The organism is Marinomonas sp. TW1 (assembly GCF_001625355.1).
Taxonomy (GTDB): domain Bacteria; phylum Pseudomonadota; class Gammaproteobacteria; order Pseudomonadales; family Marinomonadaceae; genus Marinomonas.
Genome location: NZ_JSEE01000014.1, coordinates 51,420 through 73,920, shown reverse-complemented (window position 1 = coordinate 73,920; position 22,501 = coordinate 51,420). Strand labels below are relative to the sequence as shown.

Annotated in this window: 23 protein-coding genes; all 23 read left to right on the top strand. The window is 44.5% G+C overall.

What is annotated here, in order from left to right; genetic code table 11:
- Window positions 1-30: 30 nt before the first annotated feature.
- The 23 genes from OA79_RS13695 (at window position 31) to OA79_RS13585 (ending at window position 22,482) form a co-directional block, all read left to right on the top strand.
- Window positions 31-336, top strand: coding sequence for an STAS domain-containing protein (locus OA79_RS13695; RefSeq protein ID WP_063333800.1), 306 nt, complete (start codon window positions 31-33; stop codon window positions 334-336).
- A 5-nt stretch (window positions 337-341) separates the two neighbouring features.
- Window positions 342-2,051: a fused response regulator/phosphatase gene (locus OA79_RS13690; protein ID WP_063333799.1), complete on the top strand. Its 1,710-nt coding sequence runs from the start codon at window positions 342-344 to the stop codon at window positions 2,049-2,051.
- Window positions 2,052-2,096: 45 nt separating this feature from the next.
- Window positions 2,097-3,965 (top strand): flagellar hook-length control protein FliK, encoded by a 1,869-nt coding sequence (locus OA79_RS13685; RefSeq protein WP_063333798.1) that lies wholly within the window; start codon window positions 2,097-2,099, stop codon window positions 3,963-3,965.
- A gap of 129 nt (window positions 3,966-4,094) precedes the next feature.
- Window positions 4,095-4,604, top strand: a complete 510-nt coding sequence (locus tag OA79_RS13680; protein ID WP_063333797.1) for a flagellar basal body-associated FliL family protein — start codon at window positions 4,095-4,097, stop codon at window positions 4,602-4,604.
- Between the two features lie 6 nt (window positions 4,605-4,610).
- Window positions 4,611-5,588: a flagellar motor switch protein FliM gene (gene fliM / locus OA79_RS13675; protein ID WP_063333796.1), complete on the top strand. Its 978-nt coding sequence runs from the start codon at window positions 4,611-4,613 to the stop codon at window positions 5,586-5,588.
- A 1-nt stretch (window position 5,589) separates the two neighbouring features.
- Complete coding sequence (fliN, locus tag OA79_RS13670) at window positions 5,590-6,057, top strand: flagellar motor switch protein FliN (RefSeq protein WP_063333795.1); 468 nt, start codon at window positions 5,590-5,592, stop codon at window positions 6,055-6,057.
- Window positions 6,058-6,067: 10 nt separating this feature from the next.
- Window positions 6,068-6,484 carry a flagellar biosynthetic protein FliO gene (fliO, locus tag OA79_RS13665; protein ID WP_231908875.1) on the top strand — a complete coding sequence of 139 codons (417 nt, stop codon included), beginning with the start codon at window positions 6,068-6,070 and terminating at the stop codon, window positions 6,482-6,484.
- Window positions 6,481-7,221, top strand: a complete 741-nt coding sequence (fliP, locus tag OA79_RS13660; RefSeq protein WP_063333793.1) for a flagellar type III secretion system pore protein FliP — start codon at window positions 6,481-6,483, stop codon at window positions 7,219-7,221. The genes fliO and fliP overlap by 4 nt, the downstream gene beginning before the upstream one ends.
- A gap of 2 nt (window positions 7,222-7,223) precedes the next feature.
- Window positions 7,224-7,493, top strand: a complete 270-nt coding sequence (gene fliQ / locus OA79_RS13655; RefSeq protein WP_013795350.1) for a flagellar biosynthesis protein FliQ — start codon at window positions 7,224-7,226, stop codon at window positions 7,491-7,493.
- Complete coding sequence (gene fliR / locus OA79_RS13650) at window positions 7,493-8,275, top strand: flagellar biosynthetic protein FliR (RefSeq protein ID WP_063333792.1); 783 nt, start codon at window positions 7,493-7,495, stop codon at window positions 8,273-8,275. The genes fliQ and fliR overlap by 1 nt, the downstream gene beginning before the upstream one ends.
- Entirely contained in the window at window positions 8,268-9,404 is a 1,137-nt protein-coding gene (gene flhB, locus OA79_RS13645) for a flagellar biosynthesis protein FlhB (protein ID WP_063333791.1), read from the top strand. Before fliR ends, flhB begins: the two co-directional genes overlap by 8 nt.
- 34 nt (window positions 9,405-9,438) lie before the next feature.
- Window positions 9,439-11,556, top strand: a complete 2,118-nt coding sequence (gene flhA, locus OA79_RS13640; RefSeq protein ID WP_063333790.1) for a flagellar biosynthesis protein FlhA — start codon at window positions 9,439-9,441, stop codon at window positions 11,554-11,556.
- 101 nt (window positions 11,557-11,657) lie between these two features.
- On the top strand, window positions 11,658-13,058 hold the full coding sequence (gene flhF / locus OA79_RS13635; protein ID WP_063333789.1) for a flagellar biosynthesis protein FlhF: 1,401 nt from the start codon (window positions 11,658-11,660) through the stop codon (window positions 13,056-13,058).
- Window positions 13,059-13,154: 96 nt separating this feature from the next.
- The gene (locus tag OA79_RS13630; protein WP_063333788.1) at window positions 13,155-13,892 is read left to right on the top strand and encodes an RNA polymerase sigma factor FliA; all 738 of its coding nucleotides are present in this window, start codon (window positions 13,155-13,157) and stop codon (window positions 13,890-13,892) included.
- A gap of 55 nt (window positions 13,893-13,947) precedes the next feature.
- Window positions 13,948-14,328 (top strand): chemotaxis response regulator CheY, encoded by a 381-nt coding sequence (locus OA79_RS13625; protein WP_013795356.1) that lies wholly within the window; start codon window positions 13,948-13,950, stop codon window positions 14,326-14,328.
- Between the two features lie 10 nt (window positions 14,329-14,338).
- Complete coding sequence (locus tag OA79_RS13620; protein ID WP_063333787.1) at window positions 14,339-15,124, top strand: protein phosphatase CheZ; 786 nt, start codon at window positions 14,339-14,341, stop codon at window positions 15,122-15,124.
- A 12-nt stretch (window positions 15,125-15,136) separates the two neighbouring features.
- Complete coding sequence (locus OA79_RS13615) at window positions 15,137-17,446, top strand: chemotaxis protein CheA (protein WP_063333786.1); 2,310 nt, start codon at window positions 15,137-15,139, stop codon at window positions 17,444-17,446.
- 30 nt (window positions 17,447-17,476) lie between these two features.
- The gene (locus tag OA79_RS13610) at window positions 17,477-18,541 is read left to right on the top strand and encodes a protein-glutamate methylesterase/protein-glutamine glutaminase (protein ID WP_063333785.1); all 1,065 of its coding nucleotides are present in this window, start codon (window positions 17,477-17,479) and stop codon (window positions 18,539-18,541) included.
- A complete protein-coding gene (locus tag OA79_RS13605) occupies window positions 18,541-19,278 on the top strand; it encodes a flagellar motor protein (protein WP_063333784.1) in 738 nt (245 codons plus the stop codon). Before OA79_RS13610 ends, OA79_RS13605 begins: the two co-directional genes overlap by 1 nt.
- Window positions 19,271-20,086, top strand: a complete 816-nt coding sequence (locus OA79_RS13600; RefSeq protein ID WP_063333783.1) for an OmpA family protein — start codon at window positions 19,271-19,273, stop codon at window positions 20,084-20,086. The genes OA79_RS13605 and OA79_RS13600 overlap by 8 nt, the downstream gene beginning before the upstream one ends.
- 71 nt (window positions 20,087-20,157) lie before the next feature.
- Window positions 20,158-20,931: a ParA family protein gene (locus OA79_RS13595; RefSeq protein WP_063333782.1), complete on the top strand. Its 774-nt coding sequence runs from the start codon at window positions 20,158-20,160 to the stop codon at window positions 20,929-20,931.
- A 9-nt stretch (window positions 20,932-20,940) separates the two neighbouring features.
- Window positions 20,941-21,954, top strand: a complete 1,014-nt coding sequence (locus tag OA79_RS13590; RefSeq protein WP_063333781.1) for a chemotaxis protein CheW — start codon at window positions 20,941-20,943, stop codon at window positions 21,952-21,954.
- Window positions 21,955-21,990: 36 nt separating this feature from the next.
- Complete coding sequence (locus tag OA79_RS13585; RefSeq protein ID WP_063333780.1) at window positions 21,991-22,482, top strand: chemotaxis protein CheW; 492 nt, start codon at window positions 21,991-21,993, stop codon at window positions 22,480-22,482.
- The last annotated feature ends 19 nt before the right edge of the window (window positions 22,483-22,501 follow it).

Here is a 22,501-nt window from a genome sequence, read left to right as displayed (position 1 = left end):
TGCTTTTCATGGCAGCTTGTGAGGTGTTCAGTGGTTGAGAGCTCTTTTGATGATAAAACAGAATGTCTGACGATTTTTGTTGATGGGCGTTTTGATTATAGCTGTCACAAGTTGTTCAAAGAGGCGTTTGTTTCAGCCAATAAAGCAGCCAGTGTCTATGAAATAGATTTATCTCGAGTGACTTATTTAGACAGTTCAGCTTTAGGGATGCTTTTATTGTTAAGGGATCATGCTGGTGGTGAAAAAGCGGATGTGCGTTTAAAGAAGCCGAATGGCGCAGTGTTGGATATTCTTAAAATTGCTAACTTCCATCGACTTTTTGACATCGAAGAGTAAGTTGTATGGAACAAATCTTGAACATCCTTATAGCAGATGACAATCCGTCTGATCGAATCCTGTTAAAAGCGATTCTGAGTCAGTTTGGTCATAATGTTATTTCAGCGGTGGATGGTCAAGACGCGGTAGAGAAGTTTGACCCTGATAGCATTCAGCTGGTTTGTTTAGATGTCAAAATGCCGCGTAAAGATGGTTGGGAAGCCGCTTTGGAGATTCAGCGTGCTGCCGGTGATTTGTTTGTTCCGATTATTTTCCTTTCTGGTGTGGCAGATCCCATTGCTTTGTCTAATTGCTTGCGCATTGGTGGTACAGATTTCATTTCTAAACCCTACAGCCCGGCACTCATTACAGCAAAATTAAATGCCATTGTTCGTCTTTTAGTGATGCAAAAAACACTGGAAGAACAAAGGGACGCGATGTCCCTTTATAATGAACAGTTGGTTCATGACCAGAATGTCGCCAAAGTGGTTTATGAAAATATTACTCATTCCAACTGTCTGAAAGATCCAGCCTTATCAACGGTCCACTATGGCACTCACACGTTTAATGGTGATGTTATTTTAGCGGCCTACAAGCCAAATGGCGGAATGCATTTGCTGTTGGGAGATTTTACAGGGCATGGTTTGTCGGCCGCGATTGGTGCTTTACCGCTGGCGGATATCTTTTTTGATTGGACCAAGAAAGGTTTCTTAATGCGGCAAATTATTCCTGAAATTAACGCCAGATTAAAAAGCATTTTGCCGGCTAATATGTTTTGTAGTGCCGCGTTTGTTGATATTAAGGTCAACAATAAAAGCATTGAAATCTGGAACGGTGGTTTGCCAGATTTGTTGTTCTTTTCTCAGCAATCAAAGATTCCAGCGCGTTTTGAGTCAAAAAACTTACCCCTTGGTATTTTACCGCCTGACGTTTTTGAATGCCAAATTGATCCCGTGACGTTTGTTCCGGGTGATCGCCTAGTGGTGTTTTCTGACGGGGTTTATGAAGCGCAGGATAAGTCTGGCGCCATGTTTTGTCATTCTGTTTTGAACCCTTTATATGAAGGGGAGATTGCAGACGATCGAGCATTAGACTGGATGGTTGAGCAACTGACTCAAGAAGGGGTGTTAGAAAACCCGCATGACGATATTTCATGTTTGTCGGTTCGTTTGGACAGCAATATTGGGATTGAGTCACCAGATCATGGTGTGCCAACCAGTCATCATGAGGCGCCAGCTGACTTTTCATTTGAATACCTGCTAAATGCAGATTCGTTACGTAATACCGACCCGTTGCCTTATGTGTTGCAAATTATTACCACAGTCCCTGGGTTAAGCAGTTTTTCCAGTCAGATTTTTATGATTTTGTCTGAGTTGTATTCCAATGCCCTAGAGCACGGTGTACTTGGTCTTAGTTCATATAAAAAGAGTTCCAGTGATGGGTTCTCTCAATATTATGATGAACGAGAGCAAAAGCTGGCAGCTCTGAAAGAAGGGTATGTTAAAATTTCTGTGAAAGTGACCTCAAGTGGTAACGAAAGAGTCTTGGCTTTGTATGTTGAGGACAGTGGTTCTGGCTTTGATTATCAGAACATTAGTTTCGATATGTCCAGTAGTGAACTTCTTTATAATCGTGGTCTGGCGTTGTTGGATCAGTTATGTCATAAGCTCGAATTTAGCAAAGGTGGACGTGGCGTCACCGCCTATTATCACTGGCAAGTAGGTCAAGATAGTTAGGTTGGCCTTGCAATTGCATAACCCTTCATATCTTTGGAGGATATTATGCGAACAGATTCTAATACCCTATTACCGATTGCTTCCGGTTCAGCATCAAAAAAATCGTCGATGAACAGAGTGCCTGAAAAACAAGGGGCGGCTTTTTCCGAGGATTTTAACCGAGCAAAAGACGTAATGTCAGGCAGCAAATATGACGACAAACATCGAGTCGTTCATGCTGATGAGCAACGAAAACCCTCCGTAACCTCTGATAAATTAAGCCATCAGCGTACTAAAGATGACCGTATTAATACGTCTGAACAAGCGCCTGTTGTTACGTCGAAAACGACGACGTCTGCACCGCAGAGTAAAGCGGTTGATACGCAATCGGACAATTCAGAACCTGGCTCTGTTAAGGTTGGGGAAGGGACACAATCCACTGTTTCCGGTGCTGATCAAGCTGGTGAAAGCGGCAAAAAATTGCAGTTAAGTGGCGAAGCTTCTCCTGAAACAAATAACACCACCAAGGGTGAAGAGGCTCAACTACTTGGTGAGAACGTGGTTGCAGGGAGTATTGCGGCTGGAGCGCTCGCCAAGTCATCTGAGGCTGGGGTAGCAAAGCTTAATGAGGATCAAATTGCACAAAATGCTGATGAGTTGTTGTCAGTCGTTGAGGGGGGGCAGACTAAGGTCTCCCTTAATGAGGCCTCAGGAAATGGCATTGCCTTGACCAGTGATGAAGTGCATCAACAAGGTTTGATGAATCCTAGTCAAACTGAAAATGCTCTATTGGACAACGGCTCTGTTGTTCAGCAACCTAGTGTACAAGGGTTGTCAGGAGTGAATGCGCCAACGCCCCAAGAGTTTGGTCAGGTTGCTATGCCGGTTGACGGTAAGGCTAGTGGTCAAGTTGATGCTCTTCTCAGTGATCAAGTGACTGAAGCGCCTTTACTGGAAGGAAGTGACCTAGAGAGATTGAATGAGTCTGGTGTTATTGTAATGGCGCCAGTTGCTGCAGCGGTTGCGACTGGAGTGAGTCAAACCATGGCACCGGGACAAGATGTGGTTGCTGGGAGTGATGAGGAATTGTCGTGGGTGCTTGATCAAATGAGCTCGACCCCGAGAAAAGCATCACCAGATGGTGTAGTGACGGGCTTACTAGCCGAGGCGTCGGAAGCTGAGCGAGTGAAGTCAGCTGGTCTTGCTGGTGCCGGTTTAGCGCTTGGCGTGGCGGGTAAGTTGAATGCGGACTCTACCAATGGTTCAGCAACAGACTTGTTGCAAGAAGCTGATTTAACGTTAGATGACATGATTGGAAACGAACCACTGGAACTGAGAAAGAAAGAACATGAAGCCATGTTAGGCCGTATGGCAGGTAATGTGGATGCTAAAATTGATGATGTGGGTGGACTGAGTTCATCGTTCAATCAGCAAATCGGTAGAGCAGCGGCTACTGTTGGTGTTGCGAGTCAGTTAGCCGGCGCCAATCAATCACTGAATATGGCAATGAGTGTGCCGCCTGGGCATCCTAATTGGGCGGCTGAGATGGGGCAAAAAGTGGCTTGGGTGGCTCGAGAAGGAGGCCATACAGCTCACATTCGCTTGGATCCTCCTGAGTTGGGGAGTCTGACGGTAAAAGTCTCGGTAGACAGTGATTCCAATACGCAGATCAATTTTGTTGCAGCAACGGCACAAGCTCGTGACTTATTAGAAGGGCAAATGGGGCGTTTGCGTGATATGTTAGCGCAGCAGGGAATGGATTTAAGTCGCGCAGAGGTTGATGTGTCTCAACAGGATGCCTCAGGAACTCAAAAAGATGCGGGTCAGACTAGAGTGGCAAATAATTCTGATGGGAAAGGTGATGAGGAAGCGGATGATGTTATGCCTGGCGTAATGTCTTATGTCTCTGCCACCGGGGTGGATTATTACGCCTGATTCACTGTTGTCGACGGATAAATGATTAAGAAATAGATGGTGCTCTGTATTATTCTTTGTAGAATATAGAGTTAGTTGTTTAACGTAAGTATTCGTTAAAAAAATTGATTGCACCTAAGGTTTAGGAATATGGCTGAAGAAGACGGTTTAGATGTAGGCTCCGAGGAAGGTAAGCCGGGTGGTAAAAAGAAACTTATTATCATCATTGCTTTAGTGGTTTTGTTATTAGGTGGTGGTGCGGCGGCGTATTTTTTGATGTTCAGTGGTTCTGCTACACCAGCAGATTCCGCGGAGGCTGAGGCGGCGGCCTTGGCAAGCGAGCCATCGATTTATTTGCCTCTAGAGCCTGCGTTTACAATTGATATGATGGTGGATGATCGACAGCGTTATGTGCAATTAAATATGACGGTTAAGTCGAAAAATGAAGAGCAAATGGACGCGGTGACATCTCACATGCCATTGATTCGTAATAGCCTAGTGTTGCTTTTTTCCAGTCAATCATTTGATGAGTTAAAAACCACAGAAGGTAAGGAAGCGTTGAAGCTTGCGGCGTTGGATGCCATTAATGGCATTCTCGAACAAGAAACTGGGCAAGGCGGTATTGATGGTGTCTTGTTTACTAATTTTGTGATGCAGTAAAAAATTATGTCGGCTCAAGATCTTTTATCCCAGGACGAGATTGATGCGCTCTTACACGGCGCTGATGAAAAGCCTGCTGACGATGATAATGCAGATGAAAATGGCGTTGCGTCCTATGACATAACCAGTCAAGAGCGTATTGTTCGTGGGCGAATGCCAACGTTGGAAATGATAAATGAGCGTTTTGCGCGTTACACGCGGATCAGTTTGTTTAACATGTTACGACGTACAGCGGATGTGTCTTCTGGTGGTTTGCAAGTAATGAAATTTGGCGAGTACGTGCACACTCTGTATGTACCAACCAGTTTGAATTTAGTGAAATTTCGCCCGTTACGCAGTACCGCTTTGTTTATATTGGATGCCAAGCTCGTCTTCAAATTGGTGGATAACTTCTTTGGTGGTGATGGTCGTCACGCGAAGATTGAAGGTCGTGAGTTTACGCCTACCGAAATTCGTATTGTTCAGTTGATGTTAGAGCAAGTGTTTGTGGATCTCACAGAAGCTTGGGCGCCTGTTTTAAAATTGGAGCTTGAATATATCAGTTCGGAAGTGAATCCGGCGATGGCCAACATTGTTAGTCCGAGTGAAGTGGTTGTGGTATCGACATTTCATATCGAATTGGATGGCGGTGGCGGTGAGCTGCACATTACCTTGCCGTATTCTATGATTGAACCTGTGCGCGAGTTGTTAGATGCTGGTGTCCAGAGTGATGTTGATGAAAAAGACGATCGCTGGGGAAAATCCCTAGAGCAAGATGTGCAAGATATTGGTGTTAAACTCTCAGTGAATGTGACGAATAAAAAGACTACACTGAGAGAGGTCTTGAAGTTTAAAACGGGTGATATTATCCCCGTAGAAATGCCTGAATACATTACGGTTCGTGCTAATGGTGTGCCCAGCTTTAAAGGGAAATTAGGCGTCAGTAATGAACGCTATTCGATTCAGGTGACAGAGAATATTAAATCGAGCAAGGTAACGAAATAACATGGCAGAAGAGCAATCACCAGATCAAGAAGGAATGGACGAGAACTTGGCGGATGAGTGGGCAGCCGCTATGTCTGAAGCAGGTGAAACTGGCGATTCGGATGAAGGTGCTGTGGACGATGAATGGGCCGCCGCCATGAATGAGCAGGAAGCGGAGCCGGTTAAGCTAGAGACCTTGACGGCACCGAATGTACCTGACGGTGGTGTAGGATCTGATTTGGATCTTATCATGGATATCCCCGTTGTGTTGTCTATGGAATTAGGTAATACAGACATCGCCATTCGTAATTTGATGCAACTTACACAAGGCTCGGTTGTCGAGTTAGATCGGTTTGCAGGTGAGCCATTGGACGTATTGGTTAATGGTACCCTCATCGCTCATGGTGAAGTGGTTGTCGTGAATGATAAATACGGTATTCGTCTGACGGATGTTGTCAGTCCTTCTGAGCGTATTAAACGTCTTAAGTAAGTAGCCTACTTTGATTTTATCAATGTTTAATAAAATTTTACTGGCCAGTGGTATCGTTTTGTATGCTGCTGGCGTTTCTGCATCTGGCGTACAGGAAATGTCTGTCGCTTCTTCAATGTGGAAAGTAGTTGCCTCACTGGTGTTCATTATTGCTTTTATCCCAGCTTGTTTGTGGCTGGTTAAACGCTTTCAATTAACGCAGATGAAATTGGGGCGTCAATCAGACATTAAAATATTAAGTGTTCAGTCTCTCGGTGCAAAAGAAAAGATTATGCTGCTTGAAGTCGAGCATGAAAAAATTCTGATTGGCGTAACGGGACAGACTATTTCACATCTTAAAAGTTTTCCGGTAAGGGGCACTTCATTTACCAATGAGTTGGCTGAAGCTCAACAGCAATCCGCATCGGCGGAGGATAAGGATAAATGATTCGTCTGCTGTTATTGTCTTTTTTGCTAATCATGCCGAGTGTGTCTTGGGCGGAAGTTGGGTTGCCGGCGGTTAAGTTGGTGACCAATCCTGATGGTAGTCAGGAATATTCAGTTTCTCTGCAAATTCTTTTCATTATGACGGCCCTGACGCTGTTGCCTGCGGCCTTAATGATGATGACTTCGTTCACTCGTATTGTGGTCGTGTTGGCGATTTTGCGTCAGGCCATTGGTTTACAGCAGACACCGTCTAATCAGATTATGATTGGTATGGCTTTGTTTCTGACCTTGTTCATCATGACGCCGACCTTGGATCGAGTGAATGAAGTGGCGTTGCAGCCATATTTGAATGAGGAAATGACGTCGGTGCAAGCGGTTGAAGCCGCGTCGGTGCCAATTCGGGATTTTATGCTGGCTCAGACACGAGAAGACGATATTAGTCTGTTTGTGAAGTTGGCGGGACGAGAGGGCAGTATCGATTCTTTGGAAAGTTTGCCTTTCACTATTTTGATGCCGGCTTTTGTGACGAGTGAGTTAAAGACTGCATTTCAGATTGGTTTTATGATTTTTATTCCCTTTTTGATCGTTGATATGGTGGTGGCCAGTGTGTTGATGGCCATGGGTATGATGATGTTGTCTCCCATCATCATTTCATTGCCGTTCAAGATTATGCTCTTTGTCATGGTGGACGGTTGGGCTATGATTATGGGAACACTAGCAGCGAGCTTTGGGATTTAGTTATGAACCCGCAAGTGGTATTGGATCTATACGGACAAGGATTTTACCTTATTGTCTTGATTGTCGGTGTGGTGATGATGCCAAGTTTGCTGGTGGGTTTGATGGTGAGTGTGTTTCAAGCCGCAACACAAATAAATGAACAGACTTTATCGTTTTTACCAAGGTTGATCGTGACGATCCTGGTGATTATGCAACTTGGGCCTTGGATTCTAACGAAATTAATGGATTTCACGACCAACTTGTTTATTAATATCCCAATGATAATCGGCTAATGCTTGAGCTTAATACTGAACAGCTACTCGAATTAACCATCAGTTTTTTATTACCTTTCTTTCGTATCGGCGCTTTTTTTATGGCCTTGCCATTATTTGGTAGTCGCTTGGTCAGCCCTCCTGTTCGAATTTCCTTTGCCTTTATTGTGTCTATTATTATCACGCCAGTGATTAATGTGCCGACTTATGATCCTATTTCACCCGGCTATATTTTGTTGATTGCAGAGCAGTTGGTGATTGGGTTTGTGCTTGGGTTTGTGGTAACGATTTTATTTCAATTGTTTTCGTTAGCAGGGCAGCTGGCTGCCATGAAGGCAGGTCTGGGTTTTGCGATGTCGAATGATCCGGCTAACGGCATTTCAGTAGCCACACTGGGGCAGTATTATCTATCTATGGTGGCGTTGGCGTTTCTGGGGACCAACGGTCATTTGGTGATGATTGAGTATCTGGCAGAAAGTTTTAACTATTGGCCAATTGGCGGTGGTTTTGATAGTCAGCGATATTGGCAGTTAGTGTTGCTTGGCGGTTGGATGTTTGAGAAAGCTTTGTTGATTGTGTTGCCTTTGGCGATAGCGGTTCTTATTATTAACTTGGCATTTGGGGTGGTCGCAAAAGCGTCACCTCAGTTAAATATCTTTGCTCTTGGTTTTCCTATTATCATGCTGTTTTCTTTGTTTTTCTTTTGGATTATGTTGGAAGAGTTTTTGCGCATCTATACTCTATTCTTTGGAGAGATGACAAATTGGCTTAAGGTCACTTGGGGGATTCAGGTTAATGGCTGAAAACGAAGACGGTAGTGAAAAAACGGAAAGTGCCAGTAGTAAGAAGCTTCAAGATGCTCGTAATAAAGGCAATATTCCTCGTTCTAAAGATTTGAGTACGGCGCTCTTATTGATCGTTGCTGCTGTCACCTTGTATGGCACTGGTACTTTGCTAGTAAGAGATTTGGCGTTACTGTTTGATTTTAACTTTTTGGTCGAACGATCGGATTTGTTTGATCTTAATCGCATGGTGTTTCACCTTTATGAGTCGGTGGTAGCCATGATGGATTCAATGGTGTTGTTGATGTCTGTGCTCGCAGCGGCAGGTATCATTGGTAGTATTGCGCTAGGAGGCTTGAATTTTTCTTGGGAGCCTTTGATTCCTAAACTCAGTAAAATGAACCCCATCGCGGGACTGAAACGAATGTTTTCGGTGCAGTCTTTGGTTGAGTTGTTTAAGGCCATTGCTAAAGTAGGTTTGGTGGCGTTGATTTCAGTGTTGGTCGTGCTGCACTTTTTACCAGAAACTATAGGGTTGACGTTTCAAACCATTGAGCTGGCGATGGAGCATGGCATTGATATCATTATTTGGTCATTTATTTTTGTGACCTTGGCTTTGGTGTTTATTGCCGCGATTGATGTGCCTTTTCAGGTTTGGTCTCATAAAGAAAAATTGAAAATGACCAAGCAAGAAGTAAAAGACGAATTTAAACAGCAAGAAGGTGACCCCTTAGTGCGAGGTCGTATTCGTCAGTTGCAACGTCAAGCGGCAATGAGTCGAATGATGTCTGATGTGCCTGAAGCGGATGTTATTATTACCAACCCGACGCATTTCTCAGTGGCACTTAAATACGATCAAGTGAGTGGCGAAGCTCCTATTTTGTTAGCAAAAGGTGGGGATTTTATCGCCTTGAAGATTCGCGAAGTGGGAAATCATTATGATATCCCTGTGATACAATCCCCTGCATTGGCTCGTGCGGTCTATCATCATACGGAAATTGGTGAGGAAATACCGCAAGGTTTGTTTAAGGTCGTTGCGCAGTTGTTGGCGTACGTCTACCAGTTGCGTAATGCTCGGACAGGGGCGCCAATGCCAGATGTTATGCCCAATTTAGATGTGCCTGATGAATTTCAATGGGATGGTAATTGATCATGTTTTTAATTTTAACTGCTAGGGATATTGTGTGAATTTCGACCGGAGCCGTGTTGCTGGACAAGTTCAGAGTATTTTTAGCGGGAATTTAGGAATACCTGTTTTATTGTTGTCGCTGTTGGCGATGATGATCCTACCTATACCAGCGTTTTTGCTGGATGTGTTGTTTACCTTCAATATTGCTTTGGCCATCGTTGTCCTGTTGGTGGCTATTTACTCAATGCGACCTTTAGACTTTGCTGTGTTTCCAACCGTGTTGTTGGTCTCTACTCTGATGCGTTTGGCCTTGAATGTCGCCTCTACTCGAGTGGTGTTGCTGAATGGTCATGAGGGTGGTGATGCAGCTGGTAAGGTGATTCAAGCGTTTGGTGAAGTTGTTATTGGCGGTAATTATGTCGTCGGTTTTGTAGTTTTTGCCATATTGATGATCATTAACTTCGCCGTTGTGACTAAGGGTGCGGGACGTATATCGGAAGTCAGTGCGCGTTTTACCTTAGATGCGATGCCGGGTAAGCAAATGGCCATAGATGCGGATTTAAATGCGGGCATGATTGATGCGGATCAAGCTAAGCAGCGCCGTACCGAGATAGCATCAGAGGCTGAATTTTATGGTTCTATGGATGGTGCTTCTAAATTTGTTAAAGGGGATGCGATTGCTGGCCTGTTGATTCTTGGAATTAACATTATTGGTGGTTTATCCATTGGTATGGCGCAGCATGATTTGTCTTTTACGGAAGCGATTGAACGATACTCTTTGTTAACGATTGGAGATGGCTTGGTCGCACAGTTGCCTTCTCTTATGCTGTCCACCGCAGCGGCTATTATGGTTACCCGAGTCAATGAAACCGGGGATATGGGGTCGCAGGTTGTTAAGCAGATGTTTGGCTCATCTAAAGCCCTTTACATTGCGGCAGGCGTCATGACTATTATGGGCATTGTGCCTGGTATGCCGCACTTTTCTTTCCTTTCCTTGGCGGCTTGCTTAGGTGGGTTGGCGTATTTCCTTGAATATCGCAAGAAACAAAAACTCAAAGAGGGTCAAAAACCGTCTGCCTCCGCCTCTGGTGATGCACCTATGCCTGCTGAAGCGAAGGACTTGAGTTGGGATGATGTGGCTCCTGTCGATATGCTTGGGTTAGAGGTGGGGTATCGTTTGATCCCTCTGGTTGACAAAACTCAAGGCGGTGAGTTGTTGGCGCGTATCAAAGGGGTACGTCGTAAGTTGTCTCAAGATTTAGGGTTTTTGGTGCCAAGTGTGCACATCCGAGATAACTTGGATCTGATGCCAAACGCCTACCGAGTGACCTTAATGGGGGTGAGTTTGGCTGAAGCGGAAGTACACCCAGATAAAGATTTGGCGATTGATCCCGGTCAAGTGTTCGGCACTATTGAGGGTGTACCTGGGAAGGACCCGTCTTTTGGCTTGGACGCGGTTTGGATTGATCCTAAAAAACGCGATCAAGCTCAAACTTATGGTTATACTGTGGTGGATGTGAGTACAGTGGTGGCAACTCATGTAAACCAAATCATGCATAAGCACGCTTATGAGTTGATTGGTCATGATGAAGTTCAGCAATTGCTTAGTTTGTTAAAACAATACAATCCTAAGTTGGCTGAGGAGTTGGTACCGAATACAGTGCCTTTAAGTGTGTTGCTAAAAGTGTTGCAGAACTTACTTATTGAAGGTGTGCCACTGCGAGATATGCGAACCATCGCTGAGGCGATAATGGGGGTGCAGCCAAAAACTCAAGACCCCATGATATTAACCGCCGCCGTTCGAACCGCTTTGTCACGCTTGATTATTCAAACCTTAGCGGATGGTGTTGAAGAAATTCCAGTATTAACTCTGGAGCCTCAGTTGGAAAAAATGCTGATGCAAACGGTACAGCAGAGTCAGCAGTCAGGCATCAAAAACGAAGAGGCGCTTATTCTTGAACCGCAAATGGCCGAACAGTTGCAAACGTCATTGCGTCAATCTGCTGAGCAGCAAGAGGCGATGGGGAATACGCCAATTCTTATTGTGTCAGCCCCAATCAGGCCTATGCTCGCTCGCTTTATGCGTTATGGTATGGTGAATATGGCTGTGCTGTCTTACCAAGAGGTGCCTGATCATAAGCGTATTACTGTAGTTGGTGTAATTGGCCAATAAAATTTGCCTATTAATGGTAAATATTGTGGCTATATTTATCTGAATCTTTCGGGTAAGCTATGGATTTGTAAGAAAAATAAGCTGGAAGGATTAGGTTATTCATGCAAATTAGGCGGTTTCGAGCACCTGACATGCGGCAAGCGATACGGAAAGTCCGTGATGCCGTAGGTCCAGACGCAGTGATTTTATCAAATCAGCGTCTCCCGACAGGGGAAATAGAAATTGTAGCGGCTCTCGATTATGACGGCTCTATGCCGACGTCTATGACAAAGGGAGCGGCATCTACTCGCTCTGATTATACTCGCCAAACATCGACCGAAAGTCCTTCTTCTAAACAGGATACCGCCCAAGATCCAAGTTTGGATTATTTAGAGCGCATTGAGCGAGCGAAACAACAAAATAGTCCTGACTCTCTGTCATCTCAAACCAATTCTGCACCGGTTAATTCTAGGTATGGACATCCAGCAGAAACGCCAACACAGCAAGTTTCCTCTAGTTCACCGCGTCACAATCAGCCTAAAACGACACAATTTGATATGCCTGCTACGGCGGACGGTGAATTACCAGAAGTAGAAGAGGCTTTGTCTATTCGACATTCTGATAGCACGCAACAACTTAAAGAAATGGAAAAAGAGTTGCAAAGTGTTCGTGCTATGCTTGAAGAGCGACAAAAAGCAGATTCGTCAAGTAAAGGTAAGCGTGATAGCTTGGAAATGAAGGCGCGCCAGCAATTAAAAGGCTTAGGCTTGTCTGATCTAGTCGCATCACGTTTAATGGATGACATTGATTTAAAGGGTAGAGAAGACGACTGGAATCGTTTGTTGGCTCACTTAGCGGATTACATCCCAGTACGTTCTAATGGATCAGAATTGAGTGGCTGCATTGCCTTCATGGGGCCGACAGGTGTTGGTAAAACCACTTCCATTGGTAAGATCGCAGCCCAGCATGTGTTAAAACATGGCTCAGATGGCGTGGTACTGATTACAACAGATACTTATCGTATTGCCGCTCATGAGCAGTTACGTACCTTCGGGCGCATTTTAAACGTGCCTGTTGAAGTGGTGAATGAGTATTCTGATTTAAATGAAGTATTGGCAAAGTACGCTCACTATTCTTTAGTATTGGTTGATACGGCGGGTATGAATCCTCGAGATTCCAATTTAGAGCGTCAATTGCTTATGATGAAGCGAGCACGCGCAGGTCTCAAAAAGTTGTTGGTCTTGCCTTGCACTAGTCAAAGACAAGTGTTGAAAACCGTTGTAGATGTTTACTCTCAAGTCCAGCTAGATGGTTGTGTTCTGAGTAAACTGGATGAATCGGCTTCTTTGGGAGAAGCGATAAGTGTGGTGATTGAAGAGGGTTTGCCTGTAGTATATCTGGCAGATGGTCAGCGTATCCCAGATGATATTGAACCAGCTCGAGCGCATAACTTAATTAGCCGAGCAGTATACACGGCCGAACATTACAGCCAGCTCTTTGGGTCACTAAAGTATGGTAGTTAGTAAAATTATGTTATTTCTGAAAGCGTTGCGCCAAACTATGTAGTACAGTTTGATTGCGCAACTAACTTAACTGTAAAAGGTTGCTCAAACGATTTTATGCAAACCAAAAGTGGATATAACACCTATTCCAAGAAGGCAACGTTATCGATTGATGCGATTGTTGAGCAGTATGGGTATTTGGTAAAGAAAATTGCTTATCATCTTTTAGCTCGTCTGCCGGATAGTGTGGATATAGATGATCTGACTCAGGCAGGCATGATGGGGTTGATTGAAGCCTACAAGCGGTTTGAGTCAAGCAAAGGTGCCAGTTTTGAAACCTATGCCGGCATTCGTATTCGTGGTTCTATTATGGACGAAGTACGAAAGTCTGACTGGGCACCAAGATCTGTTCGTCGCAATGGCCGAGCGGTGACAAATGCAATTAAAGAATTAGAAGCAAAGTTAGGAAGAGATGTATCCGATATGGAAGTGGCAGCCCATATGGGCATTGGAATGGATGAATATCATGAAATGTTGCATTCATCCATGTCTACTCAGTTATTCAGCTACGAAGAAATGCTGGATTCTGATGCAAACAATTTCGATGGGGCGGAAACAGATAGTGAAAATGCCCCGTACTCTTTGGTAGAAGAAAACGGTTTTCAGGGTCAATTGGCCAGTGAGATCGAGAATCTACCAGAGCGAGAAAAGTTGGTTTTGTCCTTGTATTACAATGATGAGCTAAACTTAAAGGAAATTGGCGCTGTGTTAGGCGTTAGTGAGTCAAGAGTCAGTCAGATCCATAGCCAGGCGGCTATGAGATTACGATCAAGATTAAGCGATTGGCGAGATTAAATTATGAGTTGTGGAAATATACCTTTGGGGTGTGGAGGTTGCATTGGATAAAAACATGAAGATCCTGATTGTTGATGATTTCTCGACAATGAGACGAATCATTAAAAACTTGCTACGGGATTTAGGGTTTACCAATACAGTTGAAGCGGATGATGGAACGACTGCGTTGCCTATACTTCAAGCTGGTACGATTGATTTTTTGGTAACGGACTGGAACATGCCGGGAATGACTGGTATTGAGCTCTTAAGGGCTGTCCGTGCTGATGAAAAATTGAAAAGTATTCCTGTATTGATGGTAACGGCGGAAGCCAAACGTGATCAGATTATTTCGGCCGCTCAGGCTGGGGTAAATGGTTATGTTGTGAAGCCCTTTACCGCTGTAGCACTGAAAGAAAAAATTGAAAAGATATTCGAACGAATCGATGCTGCCAAATAGGGATATTTAGATGTCAAACGTATTGGGATCTGGACTAGTGGATTTTGAAAAACAAGTAAAAGATGGCGCAGTGGAGCTTTTAAACCATATTGAAGTCGGTGATTTCAGTAGTGCGATTAAAATAATCCAGGAATTGAGCGAAGCTCGTCACAATAACTTTTATAACGAAGTTGGTTATCTGACGCGAAGTCTGCATGATGCTATTCGTGATTTTCAAATAGACTCGATGGACCTTGTTGTCGGTGAAGGGGCAGATTCTGCTAATAAGATCACTGATGCGTCTGACCGACTAAATTATGTCATCGAAACGACTAGTTCAGCGGCCAACAAAACCATGGATATGGTAGACAGCAGCGTGCCTGTGGCGAGTGAGCTACAAACCCAGGCAAGAGAGCTACGCAAAGATTGGGGGCGCTTGATACAACGAGACCTTACCCCACAAGAATTTCGTGATTTATATAAAAGAATCGATGTGTTTCTAACCTATGCAGATGAAAGCGCAACCACCTTGCATTCTAACTTAAACACAATTCTTCTAGAGCAAGGTTACCAAGACTTAACCGGTCAGGTGATCTCTAGAGTGAATGAACTGATCCGTGATGTAGAAGAAAAACTTGTGCATCTGGTTGCTGTCGCTGGACGTGTTGACAGTATCTCTGGCATTGAGCATCAAGAGAAAGAGTCTGAACAGGATGATACACGCGGTCATGGCCCGTCTATTAATAAACAAAACAACCCTGAAGTACTGAATAGTCAAGACGAAGTAGACGACTTGCTATCAAGTCTTGGTTTCTAGAAGGAGCTGAGGATGAGTTTCGAAGTCGATGAAGAAATTCTACAGGATTTTTTGGTAGAGGCTGGAGAAATCCTTGAACAGCTTTCCGAACAATTAGTAGATCTAGAGCAAAATCCTGATGACAAGCCTTTATTGAATGCAATATTTCGAGGTTTTCACACGGTTAAAGGTGGTGCAGGTTTTTTACAGTTAACCGCTTTGGTTGACTGCTGTCACTACGCAGAGAACGTTTTTGACATTCTAAGGAATGGGCAACGTCAAATTGATTCTGATTTGATGGATACGGTATTACAAGCTTTAGATGCCGTAAACGAAATGTTTGATACTGTTCGCGCAGGCGGAGAGCCTGAACCAGCGGATCCTGAGCTTATTGCTACCTTGAGTACCTATGCGGTACCACCAACAGAAGAAGAGTTGGCTGGTGTCGAAGAGGAAGAGGCTGAAGTGGTAGAAGAGCCTGTGTCTGAAACGGTTGAAGAGCCTTCATCTGAAGAAAAGCCAGAAGGTGACGCATCCGTTGATATTTCTGATGATGAATTTGAATCCTTATTGGATGCGTTAGGTGATGACTCATCCCCAGCTCCGGAAAAAGCAGCTTCTGAAGCCGCACCTGCAAGTGATGATGACATCACTGAAGATGAATTTGATGCTCTACTTGATCAGCTTCATGGCAGTAGCGCTCCTGGTTTGGACGAGGAGGCAAAAGATGCCGCTCCACAAGGTGGCGATTCAGCGCCAGAGTCTGATGAAATTACCGAAGATGAGTTTGAGCAACTGTTAGACAGTCTTCATGGTGAAAGTGCGCCAGGGACACCAGATGCGAAAGAGTCGACTGATAAGCCTGCGAAGGATGAAAAAGCGTCAGTATCTGAGCCTAAAAAAGACAGCGCACCGGCAAATGGGGAATCAGATCTCATCACTGAAGATGAATTTGAGTCTTTATTAGACAGTTTGCAAGCCAAAGAAAGTGAACAAAAAGCTCAAGTTAAGGCTTCACCTGCTAGTGATGCTAAACCTAAAGCTGAACCTAAAAAAGCTGAAGCGTCGAAACCAAAAGCCAGCCCAGCAGCACCAAAAGCCAAGCCTAAGCCAAAAGCAGCAACGAAAGAAGCCGAAGCGCCAGCGAAAGATAAAACGGCGAACGCCCCGGTCACTCAAGAAGCGACTGTTCGAGTTGATACTAGACGTCTCGATGACATCATGAACATGGTGGGTGAGTTGGTACTGGTCCGTAACCGATTGGTACGTTTGGGGTTACAAAGTGAAGATGAGTCCATGGGCAAAGCCGTGGCGAATCTGGACGTTGTCACAGGTGACTTGCAAAATGCCGTGATGAAAACCCGTATGCAGCCGATTAAAAAGGTTTTCGGGCGTTTCCCACGAGTGGTACGAGATCTTGCTCGTAACATGAAAAAAGAAGTGAACTTGGTGCTTAAAGGTGAAGAGACGGATCTAGATAAAAATCTAGTCGAGGCCCTAGCCGATCCACTTGTCCACTTGGTGCGTAACTCGGTTGACCATGGCGTTGAATCTCCTGAAAAGCGTGAAGCAAATGGCAAGCCTCGAATGGGTACCGTTATCCTTTCAGCGGAACAAGAAGGCGATCATATCTTACTGTCCATTGAAGACGATGGTGCGGGTATGGATCCAGATGTGCTGCGGAAGAAAGCCGTTGAAAAAGGCTTAATGGATACGGATGCCGCCGAGCGTTTATCGGATGATGAAGCGTTTAATTTGATTTTTGCGCCAGGCTTCTCTACCAAGGTTGAAATTACCGATGTGTCTGGTCGTGGTGTGGGAATGGATGTGGTGAAAACCAAAATCTCCCAGCTTAACGGTACATTGGATATTAAATCAGTATTAGGTCAAGGTTCTCGCTTTATTATTAAAGTGCCTTTGACCTTGGCGATCATGCCAACCTTAATGGTGACCTTGTCTGATCAAGCATTTGCCTTCCCGTTGGTTAGTGTAAATGAAATCTTCCATTTGGATTTGAAAAAAACCAATATTGTAGATGGTCAGCAAGTTGTGGTGATTCGTGGTAAAACCTTACCCATATTCCACCTGAAGAGCTGGCTAGTGAAAGGCTCGAAAACAGATGAAAATCCTTCTGAAGCTCATGTTGTTGTGGTTCAGGTAGGGATGAATGAAGTCGGCTTTGTTGTGGATCAACTGGTCGGACAGGAAGAAGTTGTTATTAAACCATTAGGGAAAATGTTGCAAGGTACTGCAGGTATGGCAGGAGCAACAATTACCGGTGACGGTCGTATTGCATTGATTCTGGATGTGCCCAGTATGCTAAAAAGTTATGCATCAAGGTAACAACTAAGTTTTTCATTTTGGAGATGTAATATGCCGGTGAAAGTACTGGTTGTTGATGACTCAGGCTTTTTTAGACGCCGATTAGTAGAAATATTTGAGGCAGATCCTAGGTTATCCGTTGTCGGCACAGCAAACAATGGTAAGGAAGCGATTGACAAAGTTCAGTCGCTTTCGCCTGATGTTGTTACCATGGACTATGAAATGCCTGTCATGGATGGCATTGCCGCTGTGTCAAACATTATGAAGATTAAGCCAACGCCTGTGCTTATGTTTTCATCTTTGACACACGAAGGTGCAAAAGTCACCCTCGATGCGCTGGAAGCGGGTGCTGTGGATTTCATGCCGAAGAATTTCGAGGATATATCTCGTGATTCTGCGGTAGTAAAAAAAGCCTTAGTGGACAGAGTGCTTGCTGTCGCACGAACTCGTCTTTCTGGCAGTGTCGCGAATATTGAACCTTTAGCGCCTCGCCAAGCTCACAAGCCAATTGTAACGGAACGAGGGGTTATTATTCCTCGAGCCCGTAAACGAGTGAGTCTTGTGGCCATTGGTACATCAACAGGTGGGCCGATGGCGCTGCAAGCAGTATTAAGTAAAATCCCCGCGGATTTCTCTGCGCCTTTGGTGTTAGTGCAGCACATGCCAGCCGCCTTTACTGGTGCATTTGCAGAGCGTCTTAATAATATTTGCCAGATTAAGGTAAAAGAAGCACAAGACGGTGACCGATTAGAGCCAGGTTTGGCTTTGCTTGCTCCAGGTGGTAAGCAGATGATGATTGATCCTAGAAATGGTGGTTGTGTGCGTATTTTAGACGGTGACGAGCGTCTGAATTACAAACCGTCAGTGGATGTGACCTTTGGTTCCGCGTCTAAATGCTATCCAGGTAAAGTGTTATCTGTGGTCATGACGGGGATGGGCGTCGACGGTCGAGAAGGCGCTCGTATGCTAAAAAATTCGGGTTCTAAAGTCTGGATCCAGAGTGAAGATACGTGTGTTATCTATGGTATGCCAATGGCAGTTGAAAAAGCCAACTTGGCGGACGAGACAATTGATTTGAATCACATTGGTGAACGAATTGTACGCGAGGTTGGTTAGTGGATTTTGTCACGTTAGCAGGCCTATTAATTGCGTTCAGTTCGGTCTTTCTTGCTAATTGGTTAGGCGGCGGAGAAGTTTTTCTGCTGCTTAATTTGCCGTCTGCTATCATTGTGATTGTCGGTAGTATCGGAGCGACACTAATACAAAGCAGTATTCAGGAAGCAATACGAGCCTTAGTGTTGATGAAATGGAGTTTATTCCCGCCTATATATGATTTTAACTCCGCTCGTTCTTCCATTAATAATTTAGCTCATAAGGCACGCCGCTTATCGTTGCTTGCTTTGGAGTCAGATGTTAATGCAATTAATAATTCCTTTTCGACTCGTGCTTTGCAAATGGCGATTGATGGAACAGATCCTAATATTTTGTCTGATCGTCTTCATGATGATGCCGTCCGTATTCATGAGAGGCGCATGAAAAGTGTTAACTTCCTAGAGTCCATCGGAGGCTATGCGCCTACCTTAGGGATTATGGGATCTGTCTTAGGCTTAATTCAAGCGATGGCGAATCTTGATAGTCCAGAAGCATTAGGTCATGGTATTGCCGTGGCCTTTGTCTCAACACTTTACGGGCAAGGGTTTGCGAATTTAGTAATCTTTCCAATAGCGAAAAAACTCGCGACTTATGTTGACCAAGAGTTGCTTTATCATCAGCTATTAATTGACGGTATTTGCGGTATTGCTATTGGTAAGCACCCTTACCGACTTGAACTCGAGTTGGCGACTTATGAGTGATGCTGAGTCCCGAACCTCGAAACGTCGTAAACTGGTCAAACCTGCATCTACCAGCGCGCCAGGAAAAGATCGTTGGATTTTATCTTATGCCGATTTTATCACTCTATTGTTCGCATTTTTTGTTGCCCTATACTCTCTGTCGTTAAAAAACGCCGATGACGAAGAGCGTCTCAAAGAAAGTTTGCAAGGGGTGTTTGATGCGGTTCAAAAGTCGGTTAAGCCCATTAATATTGGCGACCCTATTGTGGGTGAACCGAAAGATTCTGAGTTGATTGAAAGCATACCCATTCCTGAAAGTACGCCTGTTGTTGAAGAAGATCAATCGTCAGCGGTGTTCGCTTTATTAAGTCGATTAGTCGAGCAACAATTCTCAGGCTTGCATCAAACAGGACAAATCGAAGTATCAGAGTCAGCGGATTGGGTGAGTTTGGAAATGAAATCGGCCTTGCTGTTTGGTCAGGGTGAATACGAACTTACCAACGAAGCGGTGGCGCTACTTATTATGGTTGCGAACCTTCTTAAGGCTTATCCATCGGCTGTTATTGTAGAAGGGCATACGGATAATTTACCAATCAATTCTCAGCGTCTTGGTAATAATTGGAATTTATCCAGTTTGAGAGCCTCCTCCGTCGTTGATGAACTGGTTTACCGTGGGCTCAATGCTGAACAAATCGCGCCAATGGGGTTTGCCAGTGAGCACCCCAAAGTAAGAAACACCAATGACTTTGCTCGTCAGCAAAATCGCCGAGTTATTATACGAATTAGTAAGCGAAGGGCTGATAATCTGTATGATTACTTGTTTAAGTAGTCAATTACTGTATATGATTGATTGCAAAGAATTCGTAAGCATAGAAATAGTTTGGATAGCGGAGAGTCAGAGTGCACATTTGGGCAGTGGCGAATCAAAAAGGTGGCGTGGGAAAAACGACAACAGTCGTGTCTTTAGCGGGGCTATTGGCGGATGCAGGGCACCGTGTCTTGATGATTGACTTAGATCCTCATGGATCTTTAACCAGTTATTTTCGTTTTGACCCAGACTCCATTGAAAACAGTGCTTACAACCTTTTTCAAGTCTCTGGAAAAATCCCTGAAGAATTACCGCCATCGTTAATTTTAGAAACAGGCCATCCTAATCTTTCTCTCTTGCCATCTTCGACTGCTTTGGCAACGTTAGAACGCCATGCGCAAGCACAGGGCGGGATGGGGTTGGTGATGTCGAAAACCTTGGCAATTCTGTGGGATGATTATGATTATGTGTTAATTGATAGCCCGCCAGTGTTGGGTGTACTTATGATTAATGCCTTGGCAGCTTGTCAGCAATTGGTCATTCCTGTGCAAACAGAGTTTTTGGCGATCAAGGGTTTGGAGCGAATGGTTCGAACTTTGACTATGATTAATCGTGCGAGAAAACGCCCAGTGCCTTATGTGATTGTGCCGACCTTATTTGATCGTCGCACGCAAGCATCCAATAAGAGCCTGCGTAATCTAAAAGATTTGTATGAAGAGCTTGTGTGGCACTCAGTGATACCGGTTGATACAAAATTGCGGGATGCTAGTACAGCGGGCATAGCGCCGTCGGCCTTGGATCCCAATGCTCGAGGCATCAAAGCGTATGCCAGTCTGATGGATTCTCTGCTGAATCCAGCGGGATAGTAAGGATTTATGAAAGACACGAAAAGTAAAGAAGAGGCCTTAGTTGGACCTCAGGCTGCGGTTCAGCGTTATTTAGATGATTTGCTGCAAGAAGCAACGTCAGATGTGTCTGTGTCTGAAGAGCACTTGCAGATAACGGAAACCGATTCAGCGGAAGCGGATGACGTTGAGTGGTCAGAAACATCTGAAGAAGAAAGCACAGAAAATGAATTACCAGACGAAGAAGAAACCAGTTTAGATGATGGGGCACTATCGGAAGCTGATTGGTCTTCAGTGGATGCGTCTTTCAGAGATTTTGAAAATGCGGTTTCTGAGCATGTAGAGAGTTTGCCGGAGATGCAAACGGAAGAAAATCTTGTTGAGCCAGAGCCAGAGCCAGAGCCAGAGCCAGAGCCAGAGCCAGAGCCAGAGCCAGAGCCAGAGCCAGAGCCAGAGCCAGAGCCAGAGCCAGAGCCAGCCTTGCTAATGGAAACGACGCCAGAAGAAGAGCCGACTCTGACGGTTGAGCAGGCAGTTGAACCAACCGCAACGCCTAAAGTGGCAAAAACCGACCCCTTACCTTGGGCGAAAGGTCGATTTGAATGTTTGCTGTTTTATGTTGGTGGTCTAAAAATGGCCGTACCTTTGGTGGAGTTAGGCGGTATTTTTCAAAGTGGTGAGGAAAAAATCACCTCGATATTTGGCCAACCGGATTGGTTTATAGGGGTCGCTAATGTTGGTGATTTTAATCTCAGAACGGTCGACACCGCTCGTTGGGTGATGCCAAATCATTATCAAGGTGAACTCAAAGAGAGTTTTAAGTTTGTTATTCAATTAGATCGTTCGAACTGGGGCGTGGCTTGTGAAAAAGTGGCAGAAGCCATTACTTTAGAGCCTTCTCAAGTGAAGTGGCGAAATGATAGAAGTAAGCGACCTTGGCTTGCTGGTACGGTAATTGACCACATGTGTGCCATACTGGATGTACAAGGTTTTATTGAATTATTAGATGACCCTCAAAATGGCTTTAAGGGTTCGTTAAAGTAGGGCTAATGATCACTGTGTGATCTTGGGAGATGAATAATGTCTACGAGTATCGCGCTAAAGAGCGCCAATCAATCTGAAGATCCAATGTTGCAATGGGTGACCTTTCGTTTAGAAAACGAAATTTACGGCGTCAATGTGATGCAAGTAAAAGAAGTGTTGCGTTATTCTGAAATCGCTCCCGTACCAGGTGCACCGACTTTTGTATTAGGTATTATTCATTTGCGCGGCACTGTCGTGACAGTGGTTGATACCTGTCAGCGTTTTGGTTTGCCATCCGGTGAAATCACCGATGCCACTCGAATCATGATTTTGGAAGTGGATGGTCACGTTATTGGTATTTTGGTCGATGCCGTTTCTGAGGTGGTGTACCTTCGTCAGTCAGAAATTGAAGTTACACCAAGTGTCGGCAATGATGAATCTTCCAAGTTCATTCAAGGTGTTTGCCACAAAAATGATACCTTGTTGATATTGGTTGACCTAGACAAGTTGTTATCAGAAGATGAGTGGTCTGAAGTCTCTTCAATGTAAATTAGGGTAGTTGTTTTTG